Annotated in this window: 16 protein-coding genes; 11 read left to right on the top strand and 5 right to left on the bottom strand. The window is 67.4% G+C overall.

What is annotated here, in order from left to right:
- Position 1 precedes the first annotated feature (1 nt).
- Positions 2-580 (bottom strand): HdeD family acid-resistance protein, encoded by a 579-nt coding sequence (locus tag EV667_RS13865; protein ID WP_131835902.1) that lies wholly within the window; start codon positions 578-580, stop codon positions 2-4.
- 164 nt (positions 581-744) lie between these two features.
- Between EV667_RS13865 and EV667_RS13860 the strand changes: the two genes are divergently transcribed.
- Positions 745-1,377, top strand: a complete 633-nt coding sequence (locus EV667_RS13860; protein ID WP_131835901.1) for an MOSC domain-containing protein — start codon at positions 745-747, stop codon at positions 1,375-1,377.
- A gap of 72 nt (positions 1,378-1,449) precedes the next feature.
- Here EV667_RS13860 and EV667_RS13855 read toward each other — a convergent pair whose 3' ends face one another.
- Entirely contained in the window at positions 1,450-2,601 is a 1,152-nt protein-coding gene (locus EV667_RS13855; protein WP_131835900.1) for a L,D-transpeptidase, read from the bottom strand.
- Positions 2,602-2,762: 161 nt separating this feature from the next.
- Positions 2,763-3,248, bottom strand: coding sequence for a tRNA (N6-threonylcarbamoyladenosine(37)-N6)-methyltransferase TrmO (gene tsaA / locus EV667_RS13850; RefSeq protein WP_425359040.1), 486 nt, complete (start codon positions 3,246-3,248; stop codon positions 2,763-2,765).
- Between the two features lie 180 nt (positions 3,249-3,428).
- On the opposite strand from tsaA, the gene EV667_RS13845 reads away from it, so the two are divergent.
- From EV667_RS13845 to EV667_RS13825, 5 genes are all read left to right on the top strand, one after another.
- A complete protein-coding gene (locus EV667_RS13845) occupies positions 3,429-4,442 on the top strand; it encodes an ArsR/SmtB family transcription factor (RefSeq protein WP_131835898.1) in 1,014 nt (337 codons plus the stop codon).
- Entirely contained in the window at positions 4,442-5,377 is a 936-nt protein-coding gene (gene metF / locus EV667_RS13840; RefSeq protein WP_131835897.1) for a methylenetetrahydrofolate reductase [NAD(P)H], read from the top strand. Before EV667_RS13845 ends, metF begins: the two co-directional genes overlap by 1 nt.
- A 51-nt stretch (positions 5,378-5,428) precedes the next feature.
- Positions 5,429-5,680 carry a hypothetical protein gene (locus tag EV667_RS13835; protein ID WP_131835896.1) on the top strand — a complete coding sequence of 84 codons (252 nt, stop codon included), beginning with the start codon at positions 5,429-5,431 and terminating at the stop codon, positions 5,678-5,680.
- Positions 5,681-5,784: 104 nt separating this feature from the next.
- Positions 5,785-9,528 (top strand): methionine synthase, encoded by a 3,744-nt coding sequence (gene metH, locus EV667_RS13830; protein WP_131835895.1) that lies wholly within the window; start codon positions 5,785-5,787, stop codon positions 9,526-9,528.
- Positions 9,529-9,533: 5 nt separating this feature from the next.
- The gene (locus EV667_RS13825) at positions 9,534-10,343 is read left to right on the top strand and encodes an LssY C-terminal domain-containing protein (protein WP_131835894.1); all 810 of its coding nucleotides are present in this window, start codon (positions 9,534-9,536) and stop codon (positions 10,341-10,343) included.
- A 76-nt stretch (positions 10,344-10,419) separates the two neighbouring features.
- On the opposite strand, the gene EV667_RS13820 is transcribed toward EV667_RS13825, so the two are convergent.
- Together EV667_RS13820 and EV667_RS13815 are read right to left on the bottom strand one after the other, a co-directional pair.
- On the bottom strand, positions 10,420-11,184 hold the full coding sequence (locus EV667_RS13820) for an outer membrane protein (protein ID WP_131835893.1): 765 nt from the start codon (positions 11,182-11,184) through the stop codon (positions 10,420-10,422).
- Positions 11,185-11,336: 152 nt separating this feature from the next.
- Positions 11,337-12,605, bottom strand: coding sequence for an amidase (locus tag EV667_RS13815; RefSeq protein WP_131835892.1), 1,269 nt, complete (start codon positions 12,603-12,605; stop codon positions 11,337-11,339).
- Positions 12,606-12,869: 264 nt separating this feature from the next.
- On the opposite strand from EV667_RS13815, the gene EV667_RS13810 reads away from it, so the two are divergent.
- From EV667_RS13810 to EV667_RS13790, 5 genes are all read left to right on the top strand, one after another.
- Entirely contained in the window at positions 12,870-13,142 is a 273-nt protein-coding gene (locus tag EV667_RS13810; protein WP_131835891.1) for a hypothetical protein, read from the top strand.
- Entirely contained in the window at positions 13,139-13,327 is a 189-nt protein-coding gene (locus tag EV667_RS13805; protein WP_131835890.1) for a hypothetical protein, read from the top strand. Before EV667_RS13810 ends, EV667_RS13805 begins: the two co-directional genes overlap by 4 nt.
- Before the next feature lie 208 nt (positions 13,328-13,535).
- On the top strand, positions 13,536-14,384 hold the full coding sequence (pdxY, locus tag EV667_RS13800) for a pyridoxal kinase PdxY (RefSeq protein WP_131835889.1): 849 nt from the start codon (positions 13,536-13,538) through the stop codon (positions 14,382-14,384).
- A gap of 4 nt (positions 14,385-14,388) precedes the next feature.
- Positions 14,389-15,285, top strand: a complete 897-nt coding sequence (locus EV667_RS13795; protein WP_131835888.1) for a PhzF family phenazine biosynthesis protein — start codon at positions 14,389-14,391, stop codon at positions 15,283-15,285.
- 48 nt (positions 15,286-15,333) lie between these two features.
- A complete protein-coding gene (locus tag EV667_RS13790; protein WP_131835887.1) occupies positions 15,334-16,050 on the top strand; it encodes an NUDIX hydrolase in 717 nt (238 codons plus the stop codon).
- Positions 16,051-16,094 lie beyond the last annotated feature (44 nt).

Genomic DNA, 16,094 nt, shown 5'->3' with positions numbered 1-16,094 from the left:
GCTATTTCTTCAGGCCGAAGCCGAGGAACAGCACGGCGATGCCATTGAACACCAGGTCGATGCCGAGCAGCAGGCCGAGCACCCAGAGCCCGCTGACCGGCCAGCCGGCGATGATCTCGATGCCGAGCAGGATGGCGATGGCGGCGGAGAAGGCGATCCAGCCCCAGCCCTCGGCCGGGCGCAGCTTGAAGGCGGCCATCAGGCGGAACGCCCCGCCGACGATCAGCGACACGCCGAGGAACAGGGTGAGGAACTCGGCGGCGACCATCGGCACGAAGATGCAGACGAGGCCGGCGGCGAGAAACAGCAGGCCGTCGAGCAGCCAGAAGGCGAAAGCCCCCCAGGTCTTGACCTGGAAGGCGTGGATGACCTGGGCGCCGCCCGAAATGGCCATCATCACGCCGATATAGAGCACCGAAACCACGGTGCTGAGCACGAGATTGCCCAGCGCAACAGCGCCGGCCATGACCATGAGCAGGCCGAGGGCGACAAACCACCCCCATTTGGCGCGCAGTTCATGGAGATGCCCGGCGACCATGCCGCCCGGCGTCGGCGAGAGGGAACCCGTTTGCGAAGCCATGTGGTCGATCCTCATTCTTGCCCGCCACACCGGCAGCGCGGTAACGACGTCCCGCCTGCGGAGTTCCAGCGACTCGTCCTGAACGAGTTCCCCATCGTATAGACAGGCGCTGCCGAGCTGTAGTCATGGAATAACCGGATGTCGAACCCAGACTGGGCACGCCAATGACGCGCGCGCCCCGAAATTCCCCGGATCACCCCCCGCTCGACCTGTTCGGGGCGCCGGTGGCGGTGCAGGGCCGTCGCCGGACCGGGCGGCTGGCGCGCGCGCTTCTCGCCGACGGGCCGGGCTTCGCCACGCGCGAGGTAGCGGCGCTTGCCGTCACGCTGGAGGGGATCGAGGGGGATCGCCATGCGGGCCTCGCCCGTGCTGCCGATTCGCGCGTGCCGTGGTACCCGCGCGGCGCGTCGATCCGCAACACGCGGCAAGTGTCGCTCGTCTGCCTGCAGGAACTGGCGGAGATCGCGCGTCGGCTTGGCGTGGCGGAGATCGCGCCGGAATGGATTGGCGCGAATCTGGTGATCGAGGGGGTGCCCCATCTCACCGGCCTGCCGCCGGGCACGCGGCTGCATTTTGCCGGCGGGGCGGCGCTGGTGGCGGAGGGAGAGAACGCACCCTGCCGCCATGCAGGGGCGGCGATTGCCGCGCAGACGGGGCAGGGCGATGCCGAGCTCGGCTTTGCCAAGGTGGCGAAGGGGCTGCGCGGGCTGGTCGCCTGGGTCGAGCGGGCCGGCACGCTCAGCGCCGGCACGACACTGGAACTGCGCGTGCCGGCGCAGCGCCTGTGGACCGGCTGAACGCAAAAGCCCGGATCGCAGGACGATCCGGGCTTTGAACAATGCATAGTCAGGCCTGGCGGGTGCGTCCGCTCAGCGGACGGCGAAGCCGGTATCGGCCGGCGCGGCGGCGGTCGCCGGCATGCCGTCAGCGGCGGCAGTGGGCGGGTTACCCGGCAGCACCACGACCTTGGTGCCAACCTTCACCTTGTCGTACAGCGCTTCCACATCTTCGTTGAGCATGCGGATGCAGCCCGACGACATGAACTGGCCGATAGTGGAGGGCTGGTTGGTGCCGTGGATACGGTAGATGGTGCCGCCGAGATAAAGCGCGCGCGCGCCCATCGGGTTGCCCGGGCCACCGGCCATGAAGCGCGGCAGATAGGGCTGGCGCTCGATCATTTCCGCCGGCGGGCGCCAATCCGGCCATTCCGCCTTGCGGCTGATCTTTTCCGCGCCGGCCCAGGTGAAGCCTTCGCGGCCGACGCCGATGCCGTAGCGCTCGGCCTTGCCGCCGGGCAGCACGTAATAGAGGTAGGTGTTCGGCGTGTCGATGATGAGGGTGCCCGGGGGCTCCTTCGTCACATAGTCGACCACCTGCTGCCTGAGATGCGCCGGAAGCTCCTTGGGCGGACCTTCCTCGGGCTGATCCTCCGGCGGCAGCATGGCGACGCTGGAGCCGTTGGCACCATAGGTATTGGCGCCATTGCCCTGCACGGCGGCGGGCGGCTGGCCATAAGGCGCGGGCTGGGCATAGGTGGGCTGGGAATAGGTCGGCTGGGCTGGCGCCGCAGCGTTCTGGCCATAGGGCGAGGCCATCCCCGCCGGCTGCTGGCCGGAAAAAGCGCCCGGGGGATAGCCGGTGGGCTGGCGCGAGGGATCGGAATAGGGGGCGTTGGCCACAGGTGCGGCGCCGCGGGCCGGCTGCTGAGCGGAGGCGCCGGGATGGGCATAGGGGTCGTGCACGCCGGGCGGCGTTCCATAGGCGGCCTGCGGCTGCTGATAGGTCTGCGGCTGCTGGTAGGTCTGCGCGGGAGCGCCGCCGGCCGGTGCGCCATAGGGGTCATAGGCCGCCGGCACTTCGACATTCTCGACCGCGCGGCTGCCCGCCGCGTCATAGGCCGAGCCACCCTGAGCGGCAGGGTCCTGGCCTTCGACGGGATAATACTGGGCAGCTGCGGTGCCGACCGATGCCAGTACCGACAAGGCGACAGCGGGGACAAAACCGAGGCGAACGAGCATCATCAAGCCTTAAAACGAATCCGGGGGCGCGGGACTGCGCGACTTTTTGCTGCCGAGGGGAATGACGCAGGATCAAGGCAGGTTCAAGACCATAAGCCCTCACGAAACAGCGGGTTCCGGGATGCCATGCGCGTAGCGCGGGGCTGATGCAGCAGGGCCACACCTCACCCGGGGGCGGGAGGCGCCTCTTCTGCCGCTTCTTCCGTGCGAGCGCGGTGCCAGCCCACCACAGCGTCGGGATGGCAGTCGGTGGAGGCGAAATAGGGCTTGATGTCGAGCAGCGGCGTGCCGTCGAGGCAATCGACGCCGATCACCGTCAGCCGGCCCTCCGCAATGTCCAGCACCCGCACCGCGCTCATGGCGATGGGATTGGGCCGCGCCGGGCTGCGCAGGGCGAAGGTGCCGCGCCCTTCGCCGTAGCGTCGGGGCACCTGCACCACGAGGTTTCGCGGCGCCCTGTCCATGAAATAGAGCAGCCAGAGATGGGTGGTGCCTTCCAGCCCCGCCAGCGCCGGTTGAAAGGCGTGGTCGATCTCGACGTTACAGACCGCCTGCGCCTCATGAGCCTGATGGGAGTTCTTCGGGCAGTCGGAACGGTGCGTCCATGGCGTGCGGATGCGGCCGATGAAGTAAAGCCCGGCATCGGGCATTGCCGGCAGGTCGACGGCGACCTCTCCCTCGCGGATGCCGAAGGCGCCGGCGTCGCCTTGCAGGTCGCGGGTCGAGCGGACGCCGGGGTTGCCGCTAGAGTCGCTCATAGGCCGCACCACCCTCTTGCATCCCGGTCAAATAAGACATAAACATATCTTTATATCTTTCTCGGAGTTCCCGTGACCGCCTCCCCGCTCAGTTTCCCGCTGCTTCTCGACGGCCTCAAGGCGGCCGGCGAGGACACGCGCCTGCGTCTGCTGGCGCTGATCGGCGAGGGCGAGCTGACCGTTTCCGAGCTTACCGAGATTCTGGGCCAGTCGCAGCCGCGAATCTCGCGCCATCTCAAGCTGCTGGCAGAGGCCGGCCTGGTCGAGCGTTTTCGCGAGGCGAGCTGGGTGTTCTATCGCCGGGCGGTGGATACGCCGGGTGCCGCGCTGACCGACGCGCTGCTGGAACTCATGGCGCCCGACGACGACATTCTGCTGCGCGACCGCGAGCGGCTGGAGGCCGTGCGCGCTGCCCGCGCGGCGCATGCGCAGGCCTATTTCCGCGCCCATGCCCATGAATGGGACGCCATTCGCGCCCTGCATGCCCCCGAGGAACAGGTGGAAGCCGCCATCCGGCAGGCGCTGGCCGGCGGGCGCATCGGCAGCCTGCTCGATCTCGGCACCGGCACCGGGCGCATTCTGGAGCTGTTCGCCGGCGAGATGGAGCGCGGTGTCGGCGTCGACCTCTCCGCCGAGATGCTGGCGGTGGCGCGGGCCAATCTCGACCGCGCCGGCGTGCGCAACGCCACGGTGCGGCAGGGCGACATCTATAATCTCGCGCTGCCGCGCGATTCCTTCGACGTGGTGATCGTGCATCAGGTGCTGCACTTCCTGGAGGACGCGCCGCGCGCCATCAAGGAGGCCGCGCGAGTGCTGCGCCCGGGCGGACGCATGCTGGTGGTCGATTTCGATCCTCACGACCTCGAATTCCTGCGCGAGCAGCAGGCCCATCGGCGGCTCGGCTTCGCGCCCGAAATCATGGAGAGCTGGCTCGTTCAGGCCGGCCTTTCCCCGCAGTCCCATCGCCTGCTCGCCCCCAAGGACACTGGAAAGTCCGCGGAGGGACGGCTCACCGTTTCACTCTGGCTCGCCCGCGACCCGCGTGTCGCGCTGGCAGAGGCCCCACAAAAGCAGGAGGTCGCCTGATGTCGTCGGATGTCGAGCGCCGCAGCCGCCGCGCCGGCGGGCGGCCCATTTCGGTCTCGTTCGAGTTCTTCCCGCCGAAGACGCCGGACATGGAGGCCACGCTGTGGAACTCCATCACCCGCCTGGCACCGTTGGCGCCGAAATTCGTCTCCGTCACCTATGGCGCGGGCGGTTCCACCCGCGAGCGCACTCATACGACCGTCGAGCGCATCGTCAAGGAAACGCGCCTCGCGCCCGCCGCGCACCTCACCTGCGTCTCCGCCACCAAGGGGGAGGTTGACGAGGTGGTGCGCGGCTATTGGGACGCCGGGGTCCGCCACATCGTCGCCCTGCGCGGCGATCCGCCGGGTGGTGTCGGCCAGGCCTATGACCCCCATGCGGAAGGCTATCGCACGACGGCCGATCTGGTCGCCGGCATACGCCGCAGCGCCAATTTCGAGGTGTCGGTCTCGGCCTATCCCGAGAAGCACCCGGAGAGCCCGTCCTTTGACACCGATCTCGACATCCTCGCCGCCAAGGTGGATGCCGGGGCGACACGGGCCATCACCCAGTGCTTCTTCGACAACGACCTGTATTTCGCTTTTCTTGACAAGGCGCGGGCGCGCGGCATCGACGTGCCGATCGTGCCCGGCATCCTTCCCGTGTCGAACTTCAAGCAGGCCAAGAACTTCTCGACCAAGACCGGCACCTACATGCCGGACTGGCTGGCGGCGCGCTTCGAGGGATTGGACAACGACCCCGAGACCCGGAAACTTATCGCGGCTGCGGTAGCGGCCGAGCAGGTCTTCGATCTCGTGGATCGCGGCGTCACCGAGTTCCACTTCTACACGCTCAACCGCGCCGATCTCGTCTACGCCATCTGCCACCTGCTCGGCATCCGCCCGCCGCAGGAGAACGGGGCGAGCGGGCATGGAAACGGTGCTGCGGCGGCGTGAGAATTTCGCAGTGGGATGCCATATAGTAGGGGCGTTCCACGGAGACGGTCGATGAGCGAGCCGGACAATTTCATCCTGCAGCTGCTGCGCGAGATCCGCGCGGAGATTGCGAATACCAAAACGGAAGTCACGGAAAGCCGCAAAGAGACCCGTGAGGGCTTCGAGGCAGTCAATAAGAAGATCGAAAGCCTCAAGCAGGCCATGCACGGTGAATCCGTGCTCGGCCGCTACGCTACCGCCGAATTTGAGGACCGTATCGAGGCGATCGAAAAGCGTCTCGAAAGCCTCGAAAAAGGTCATTGACCAGCAATGCGATTGGGGAAACGACGTCGGACCGTTGGGTTCACGCCACGGCCCCTCATCCCACCTCTCTCCTTGCCGGGGAGAGGGAGTAGAAAGTGTCCGCCATGACCGACGCTGCCAACCCGCCCACCGACACCCTCGACGCCCTTAAAGCCGCCGCGCGCGAGCGCATTCTCGTGCTCGACGGGGCCATGGGCACGATGATCCAGCAGCTCAAGCTGGATGAGGCGGGCTATCGCGGGGCGCGGTTCGCGGACTGGCCGCAGGACGTGAAGGGCAATAACGACCTGCTCAACCTCACCGCGCAGGATGCCGTGCGCGACATCCATCTCGCCTATTTCCTGGCGGGGGCGGATATTGTCGAGACCAACACCTTCTCCGGCACCACCATCGCCATGGCCGATTACGGCATGGAGAGCCTGGTGCGCGAGATCAATTTCGAGGGCGCGCGCCTCGCCAAGGAAGCCGCGAAGCTCGCCGAGGCCAAGGACGGCCGCCGCCGTTTCGTCGCCGGCGCCATCGGCCCGACCAACCGCACCGCGTCGATCTCGCCCGATGTGAACGACCCCGGCTTCCGCGCCACCTCTTTCGACGAGTTGGCCACCGCCTATGGCGAGCAGGCGGCATCGCTGCTGGATGGCGGGGCGGACCTGCTGCTGATCGAAACCATCTTTGACACGCTGAATGCCAAGGCGGCGGTGTTCGCCATCGAGCGGCTTTTCGAGCAGCGCGGCATCCGCGTGCCGGTGATGATCTCGGGCACCATCACGGATCTTTCCGGCCGCACCCTGTCGGGCCAGACACCGGCGGCGTTCTGGAATTCGCTGCGCCATGCGCAGCCTTTTTCGATCGGGCTGAACTGCGCGCTCGGTGCCAAGGAGATGCGCGCCCATATCGACGAGCTCTCGCGCATCGCCGACACGCTGGTCTGCGCCTACCCCAATGCCGGCCTGCCCAATGAATTCGGCCTCTATGACGAGAGCCCGGCGGCAATGGCGAAGCTGGTCGGCGAGTTCGCCGCCTCGGGGCTGGTGAACGTCGTCGGCGGCTGCTGTGGCACGACCCCGGACCATATCCGTGCGATTGCCGAGGCGGTGGCGCCGCATGCGCCGCGCGTCATCCCGGAGATCGAGCCGCGCCTGCGGCTGTCGGGGCTGGAGCCGTTCGAGCTCACCCCGATCATCCCCTTCGTCAATATCGGCGAGCGCACCAACGTCACCGGCTCGGCCCGCTTCCGCAAGCTGATCACCAATGGCGACTACACGGCGGCGCTGGCCGTGGCGCGCGACCAGGTGGAGAACGGCGCGCAGATCATCGACATCAACATGGATGAGGGCCTGCTCGATTCCGAGAAGGCGATGGTGACCTTCCTCAACCTGCTGGCCGCCGAGCCGGACATCGCCCGCGTGCCTGTGATGGTCGACAGTTCCAAATGGAGCGTCATCGAGGCCGGGCTGAAGTGCATCCAGGGCAAGGGCATCGTCAACTCGATCTCCATGAAGGAGGGCGAGGAGGCATTCCGCCACCATGCCCGCCTCGTGCGCGCCTATGGCGCCGCCGTGGTGGTGATGGCCTTCGACGAGCAGGGCCAGGCCGACACCTATGAGCGCAAGGTGGAAATCTGCGGGCGGGCCTACCGCATCCTCGTCGACGAGGTCGGCTTCCCGCCCGAGGACATCATCTTCGATCCCAACGTCTTCGCGGTGGCGACCGGCATCGAGGAGCATGCGGGCTATGGCGTCGCCTTCATCGAGGCGACCCGCGCCATCCGCCAGCAATTGCCGCACGCCCATATCTCGGGCGGCGTGTCCAACCTGTCCTTCTCGTTCCGTGGCAATGAGCAGGTGCGCGAGGCGATGCACGCCGTGTTCCTGTATCACGCCATTTCGGCGGGCATGGACATGGGCATCGTCAATGCCGGCCAGCTCGCGCCCTATAGCGAGATCGAGCCGGAATTGCGCGAGGCCTGCGAGGACGTGGTGCTCAACCGCCGCGACGACGCCACCGAGCGCCTGCTGGCGCTGGCGGATCGGTTCCGGGGGGGCGGGCGCGAGAAGAAGGAGGCCGATCTCACCTGGCGCACCTGGCCGGTGGAGAAGCGCATCGCCCATGCGCTGATCAACGGCATCACCGATTTCGTCGAGGTCGACACCGAGGAAGCGCGCCAGTCCGTTGCCCGGCCGCTGCACGTCATCGAGGGGCCGCTGATGGCCGGCATGAACGTGGTCGGCGATCTGTTCGGCGCCGGCAAGATGTTCCTGCCGCAGGTGGTGAAGTCCGCCCGGGTGATGAAGCAGGCGGTGGCCTATCTCATGCCCTTCATGGAGCAAGAGAAGCTAGACAGCGGCTCGACCGAAGATTCCTCGGCGGGCAAGATTTTGATGGCCACCGTGAAGGGTGATGTGCACGACATCGGCAAGAACATCGTCGGCGTCGTGCTCCAGTGCAACAATTACGAGGTGATCGACCTCGGCGTCATGGTGCCGACCTCGAAGATCCTGGAGGCGGCGCGCGCGCACAAGGTGGATGTGATCGGCCTGTCCGGCCTCATCACCCCCTCGCTGGACGAGATGGTGCATGTCGCCGCCGAGATGGAGCGCGAGGGATTTTCCGTGCCGCTGCTGATCGGCGGGGCGACGACCTCGCGCGTCCACACGGCGGTGAAGATCGCCCCGCAATATGTGCGCGGGCAGGCGGTCTATGTCACCGATGCCAGCCGCGCGGTGGGTGTGGTCTCGAACCTTCTGAACGACAACACCAGCGCCGACTATATCGCCAGCCTGCGCGCCGAATACGCCAAGGTTGCCGACGCCCATGCGAAATCCGACCGCAACAAGGTTCGGGTGAAGCTGGAGGATGCCCGCGCCAACCGGCTGGCGCTGGACTTCGACGCCTACACGGCGCCGGTGCCGACGTTTCTTGGCACGCGGGTGTTCGACAATTACGACCTGAGCGAACTGGTGCCCTATATCGACTGGACGCCGTTCTTCCAGTCCTGGGAACTGATCGGCCAGTACCCGCGCATTCTTGACGACGAGAAGGTGGGTGTGGCCGCCCGGGCGCTCTATGACGATGCCCGCAAGATGCTGGACAAGATCGTCACCGAGAAGTGGCTCACCGCCCGCGCGGTGGTCGGCTTCTGGCCGGCCGGGGCAAAGGGTGACGACATCGTGCTGTTCGAGGACGACAGCCGGGCGCGCGAGCTTGCCACGCTGCACACGCTGCGCCAGCAGATGGCAAAGCGCGAGGGGCGCACCAACCTCGCCCTGTCGGATTTCATCGCCCCGACCTCCACCGCCGTGCCCGACTATATCGGCGGCTTCTGCGTCTCCACCGGCTTTGGCGAACAGGAGCGCTCGGACGCTTTCAAGGCGGCGCATGATGACTATTCCTCGATTCTTCTCAAGGCGTTGGCGGATCGTCTTGCGGAAGCGTTCGCGGAGCGCATGCACCAGCGGGTGCGCAAGGAATTCTGGGCTTATGCACCGGATGAAGAACTTGAGAATGAGAATCTGATTCAGGAAACCTATCGCGGCATCCGCCCGGCGCCGGGATATCCGGCGCAGCCGGACCACACGGAAAAGGCGATTCTTTTCAACCTGCTCGACGCGACCGCTCAGATCGGGGTCGAGCTGACCGAGAGCTTCGCCATGTGGCCGGGGGCGGCGGTGTCGGGGCTGTATTTCGCCCATCCCGAGGCGTCCTATTTCGGCGTTGGCCGCATTGAGGGCGACCAGGTCGAGGACTATGCGGCGCGCAAGGGGATGAGCGTTGCCGAGGCCGAGCGTTGGCTGGCGCCGGTGCTCAACTACAACCCGGCGGGCGCCGCCGCGCTGGCGGCCGAGTAACGGCGATGGCCGCGATCGACGACGACACGCGCCGGGTTCTGCTCTGGGCGCTGGTCGCCTTTCTCATCTGGGCCGCGCTCGCCTATGTGATGCTGCCGCGCCTGTGGACGCATCACGAGCACCAGCCTGGCATCAAGCGCATGCCGATGGTGACGCAGACCAAGCAGGGCATTCCCGGCGACCCGATCAATGTCGGGTTGGTCGGCACCGAGCAGGATATCCTGCAGGCGATGAACGCGGCCGGCTGGATGCCGGCCAATCCCGTCACGCTGAAAACGAGCCTTGCCATCATCGGCTCGGTTCTGCTGCGCAAGCCCGACCCGCAGGCGCCGGTCAGCCCGCTCTATTATGACGGGCGCGTGGAAGACCTCGCCTTCGAGAAGGAAATCGGCCGCAGCGCCGACAAGCGCGACCATGTGCGCTTCTGGAAGGTGATGGACAGTGGCAAGGATGGCGGGCCGGTCTGGCTGGGCTCGGCCACCTATGACCGGGGCGTCGGCCTCAGCCACTATACCGGCGCCGTCACCCATCACATCGGCCCCAATGTCGATGCGGCACGCGACCTGTTGATCGACGACCTCAAGGCCGCCGGCATGGTGCGCGCGGTCTATCAGGTGACGGGCCTTGGCCCGACCCTGTTCGGGCGCAATGGCGGTGGCGATCGCTATTACACCAATGGCGAGGTCGGCTTCGCCAAGCTCACCACGAATGGCGCCAAAAATCCCGATCCGCCTACCATCGTCGCCTCGCCGCCCGCCGTGGGGGTCAAGGATGCGGTCTGGAGCGCGGCCGCCTCACTGCTCGGGGTCGACTGAGGGAGCAGGGCTCCCACGCGAAAAAGCCCCGGACGTTTCCGTCCGGGGCTTTCCGCGAAAGGCAGAGCTGCCGTGATCAGAACTTGTAGTTCACGCCGGCCTTGATGGTCTGCATGGTCATGTCGATCTTGGTGTTGGCCGCGCCATCCCAGTTGATGTCGCCGAGATCGGCATAGAGGTACTCGGCCTTGACGGTCCAGTTGTCGGTCACGGCGTATTCGATGCCGCCGCCCAGCGTCCAGCCCCACAGGGTCTCGCTGCGCGAGGCGCCGCCGAAGCCGTCAATTGTGCCGTCGGCATAGGAGGTCCAGCTCTCGCTCACCTTCACATTGCCCCAGGCGAGACCGCCGGTGATGTAGGGAAGGAAGCGGTCCATGGCGTAGCCGAGACGGGCGCGCACGGTGCCGAAGGCCTCGATCTTGGTGTCGATCGAGCCGAATTCCTGCAGCGTCGGGTCACCAATGTCGATGGCGGTGTAGTTCAGCGTGTCTTCCATGGCGCCGAAATTGAAGTCGGCTTCCGCGCCGAGGACGACGTTGTTTTCGAGCTGGAAGTTATAGCCGATCTGCACGCCGCCGGACCAGCCGGACGGATCGGAACCGCCGGAAGCCGCCGCCGAATCCCACCCGCTATAGTAGTAGGCGAGGTAGTTGTTCCACGGCGCGGAGCCTTCGCCCCAGCCATAGCCGACGTTGCCGCCGATATAGAGGCCGGTCCAGGTGAAGACCGGGACATAGGCGATCGGCGCTGCCTTGACCGGGTAGGCCATATCGGCCGCGAAGGCGGGAACGGCCAGGGCCGCGCCGGCGATGGTGCCGAGAAGAAGAGATTTGATACGCATGAGTTACGCCCCCGAGGGAAAATGGAAGGAGGCCAACCTAACTTTGCGTACTTAACATTCCGTCTTCCAGCGTCCTTAACAAACCGTTTTTCGCGACGCGACCGCGATTAAATTCAGGTCCGCGGGCAGGTGCTTGGTGCGCCGCGTGCGCCTCAAGAGGCGCAGATCGCCCGCTCCAGGAAGCGCCCGATCTGCATCAATTCCCGGTCGCGACCGAAGCGGCCTACAAGTTGGACGCCGATGGGCATGCCGGTGGCGCCGGTCATGCCGGTGAGGTTGAGGCACGGGCCGCCGGTCAGCGTCCACAGGCGGTTGAATGCCGGGGAGCCGGTGCTGGCGAAGCCTTCCGGCGCTTCGCCGCCCACCGAGAAGGTGAGCAGCACGTCATAATCGCCATACAGGTCGCTCAGTGCGTGGCGGGCGCGCCGGGCGGTGCGCCGCGCGGCGTCGTACTGTTCCGGGGTGATGGCGGCGACGCCTTCCAGATACGTCCCCAGCGTCGTCGACAGGGCGGCGCGGTGGCGGTCCCATTCGTCGGCAAAGGCGAGGTTGGCCTCGTAGCCCTGCACCACGCCGTGGGCCTCGTCGGCCGCCTCGATGACGTCCGGCAGGTCGAGGGTCGAGACGCTGGCCCCGGCCTTTTCAGCGGCGCGGGCGGCCCCGTCGAGTGCGGCATGGGCATCGTCGGTGGCCAGATGGGCGCGCGCCGTCTTCACCACGGCGATGCGCGGGGTCGGCATGTCGTCGGTGAGCGCGAAGTCACGCCCGGTCAGCGCCCCGGCGGCAAAGGCGACATCCGCGACATGGGCGCCGAACAGGCCGATCGTGTCGAGCGACCAGGCGAAGGGCTTCAGCCCCAGGACGGGAAGCAGCTTGAAGGAGGGCTTGTAGCCGGTCACGCCGCAGAAGGAGGCGGGGCGGATGATCGACCCGCCGGTCTGGGTGCCGAGCGTCACCGGCAGCATGCCGGCCGCCACCGCCGCCGCCGAACCGGCCGAGGAGCCGCCCGGCGAATGGGTGAGGCGACGCGGGTTGCGCGTGCCGCTTGGCTGCATGAAGGCGAATTCGGTCGTCACCAGCTTGCCGGCGATGAGCCCGCCGGCGCGCGCCGCCATCCGCACGATGGCGGCATCCGTGGTCGGGCGATGGCCGGCGAAAAGCTTCGAGCCGCGCTCGGTGGGCAAGTCCACCGTGTCGAGAATGTCCTTCACCCCGACCGGCAGGCCGGCGAGCGGCGTCGCGGCGAGGCCGGGTGCGGCGGAGGCCTCCACCAGCGCGTCGAGATCGAGGCTGGCAAAGGCTCGCACCTCGTCCTCATGGGCGCGGATCGCCTCGGCGCAGCGTTCGGCGACATCGACCGGGGAGAGGCGTCCGGCATGGACGGCCTGGGCGAGGGCAGCGGCGGAAAGCATCTCTGTCATGGGTTCAAGCCTCTCGCACGCGGCAGGGCGGCGGGCAAGGGGGTGATTGCAGGGGGCCTCGTCGGTCGCCCCGTATCGCCCGCCGCGCGGGCCGTTTTTATCGAGCGTGCACGCCCCGCCGGCGGGCGGGGTGCCAGCCGGCACTTTCCGCCTGAAGATCCTGACTGACCTTGCGGAAGCGACCAATAAGCTGCTGATGCGAAAAGACTGGCATGCAGTATGCAATAAACTTTGGCGTATCGACCTTTTGAGGGATTTGCGCCGATGCCGATCGTTCTCAACTGCTCCGCCGACCTCGCCCGCAAGCTGATGACCTCGCCGCGTCCCAGCTATTGGGGCAATCTCCACGCCATCCTGCTCAAGGCTCACGACCCGTCCGCCGGCGTCTATCACTGGCCGCGTGTCGCCGAGACCGACGAGATGAGGGGCATGGGAAGCGCCCATTCGGGAAGCCACCCTCCGCGAGGGCCCGACGCGGAAAATCCCGATCCGGGCCATGCCAACTTCGGAAGCCCGAAGATGGGGGGCCGGACATGAGCCATCTCATTCTCACCATCTGCCTTCTCGCCAACCCGGGCGCCTGCCGCGAGGAGCGCGTTGCGACGCAGGCCCGCACTGCGCTGCCCCTCGAATGCACAGCCGCCATGACCGAATGGGCCACCCAGCACCCCGCCTGGCGGGTGACGCGGTGGCGTTGCGGGCTGGTGGAACGCGATATCTGACACGGCCGGCACCGCTCGATGCGGGAGTCTGCCGCTGGGGGGACGCTCCTGTGCGCCGCGAAGTCACAGCGTTCGCCGTGAGAGCGCAGGCGCGCGCCCGCTTGCCCTCCATCGATTCCGCTTATGGGAACCGCGCGGAATTTCGTTTGAGCGCTTGCGTTTAGGGCGCTAAGCGCGGATCGTCTGCAAACGGTCGGGGCGCACACGCATGAATATTCTGTCGATCCAGTCCTGGGTGGCCTATGGGCATGTGGGGAATGCCTCCGCCATGTTTCCCATGCAGCGGCTGGGGCACGAGGTGTGGGGCCTGCACACGGTGCAGTTCTCCAACCACACCGGCTATGGCGCCTGGCGTGGCGAGGTGTTCGGCGCCGAGCTGATCCGCGAGCTGGTCGGAGGGCTGGAGGACCGCAACGTGCTGCCGCGCTGCGACGGCGTGCTGTCGGGCTATATGGGCGCTGCGGAGATCGGCGACGCCATTCTCGACACGGTGGGCCGGGTGAAGGCCGCCAATGCCGAGGCGCATTATTGCTGCGACCCCGTTATCGGCGATGTCGGGCGCGGCGTGTTCGTGCGGCCGGGCATTCCCGAATTCATGCGCGAGCGCGCGGTGCCGGCGGCGGACCTCATCACCCCGAACCAGTTCGAGCTGGATTATCTCTCCGGCCGCTCCTCCTCGACGCTGGCCGGGGCGATTGCCGCCTGCGACGCGGTGCACGCCACCGGGCCGCGCGTCATCATGGTGACGAGCCTGCACACCGAGGACACGCCGGACGATTCGATCGACCTGATGGCCTCCGGGCCGGATGGACGCTTTCGCCTGCGCACGCCCAAGCTCGACATTTCGGTGAACGGGGCGGGCGACGCCATCGCGGCGCTGTTCTTCGTCCATTGGAAGGCCAGCCACTCCACCGCCGAGGCGCTCTCCAAGGCGGCATCTTCCGCCTATGGCCTGCTCGCCCGCACGGCGGCGGCTGGATCGCGCGAGATCCTCACCGTCGCCGCCCAGGATGAATTCGTGACCCCGTCCCGCCTCTTCACGCCGGAGAAGATCTGACCCCATGGCCCGCCGCTTCGTTGTGCTCGACGTCTTCACCGACCGGACGCTGTCCGGCAACCCGCTGGCCGTCGTGCTCGATACGGAGGGGCTCGACGGCAACCACATGCAGGCCATCACCCGCGAGTTCAACCTCTCGGAGACGGTGTTCGTGCTGCCGCCGCAGGAAGAGGAAAACCGGGCGCGGCTGCGCATCTTCACGACCGGCCACGAACTGCCCTTCGCCGGGCACCCGACGGTGGGTGCGGCGGTGTTGCTCGCATTGCGCGACGGCGTGACCACCACCGACGATTTCGTGCTGGAGGAGAATGTCGGGCCGGTGGCGTGTCATGTCTCGGTCAAGGGGGAGCGTTCCGGCAGCGCCACCTTCACCGTGCCGCGCATCCCGGAAATTCTCGACGCCGCCCCGATGAGCCGGGAGGCCTGCGCGCAGGCGCTCGGCCTCGACACGTCCGATATCGGCTTCGACGGCTATGGCCCGGTGATCGCCTCGGCCGGCGTGCCCTTCGTCTGCGTGCCGCTGGCCTCGCGCTCGGCGCTGGCGCGCATCAGCCCGAGCGCGGCGCGGCTGATCTCCACCTTCGGCGGCGGTGCCGATTCCGTCTATGTGTTCTGCCGCGACGAGGATGGCGAAGGCGATTTCCGCGCCCGCATGTTCGCCGCCAATATGGGCATCGACGAGGACCCGGCGACCGGCTCGGCCGCCGCTTCGCTGGCGGCGGCGCTGCTGGCCGGCGAGCAGCCGGGCGACGGTTTCCACGCCTATGACATTCTGCAGGGCGTGGAGATGGGCCGGCCCAGCCTGGTGCGCCTCGGCCTCCAGGTGGAGGCCGGCGCGCTGACCGCCGTCACAATCGGCGGCGGCGCGGTTATCGTCTCGGAAGGCGTGCTCCATGTCTGACGCCCTGTTCGACAGCATGTCCGGGCGCCCGGCGGGCGGGTGAGGCCGGTGGCCGAGCCGGTGCTTGGTCTCACCGTGCTCGACCATGTCGAGGCACGGCTGGCGCCCGATGCGCTCGTTTTCTCGTCCGGGGAGCGGGCGGCGATCGACGCCTATTTCGCCGCCCGAAAAGCGGCCAATCCCGCGCTGTGGAACGGGCGCGTGCTGCTTCTCGTCGGGCATCGGTTCGAGGGCCGCCGGCTGGTCGCCCATTTCGGCGAGGCCGACTATGCGGCGCTACTGTGGCTGCTGGGGGGTGAGAGAGCGCACCCGCGCCTGCGCGCCGGCTTTGCCATGGGCGCGCTGCGCGGGGCCGATGGCGGCTTCGTCATGATCCGCATGGCGGCGTGGACCGCCAATGCCGGCCGCATCTATTTCGCCGCCGGAACGCCCGACCTGTCCGACATCACACCGGACGGAACGGTCGATCTCGAAGGCAGCGTGCTGCGCGAAATCGCCGAGGAGACGGGCCTCGCCGCTCACGAACTCACCCTCGCGCCGGGCTGGACCGCGCTGCACGATGCGCGCCGGGTGGCGCTGCTGCGCGAGGTGCGCGCCGGCGAGGAGGCGGGCGCGCTCGCCGAACGTATCCGCCGCTTCGGCGCGGGGGAGCGCCGGCCGGAATTCGACGAGGTGCGGGTGGTGCGCGGCCCGCAGGATCTCGCGGAGGGGATGTCGCCCCTCATTCGCCGCTATCTCGCGCAGGCTTGGCATGAGAGCAAATAGGGACAGGGCTGGGGACAGGGTACAATGAAGCCGGGACTTTTCGG

The organism is Ancylobacter aquaticus, from assembly GCF_004339465.1.
Taxonomy (GTDB): Bacteria; Pseudomonadota; Alphaproteobacteria; order Rhizobiales; family Xanthobacteraceae; genus Ancylobacter; species Ancylobacter aquaticus.
Note: the sequence above shows the minus strand (reverse complement) of the source record. Positions and strands in the feature narration are given on the sequence as shown.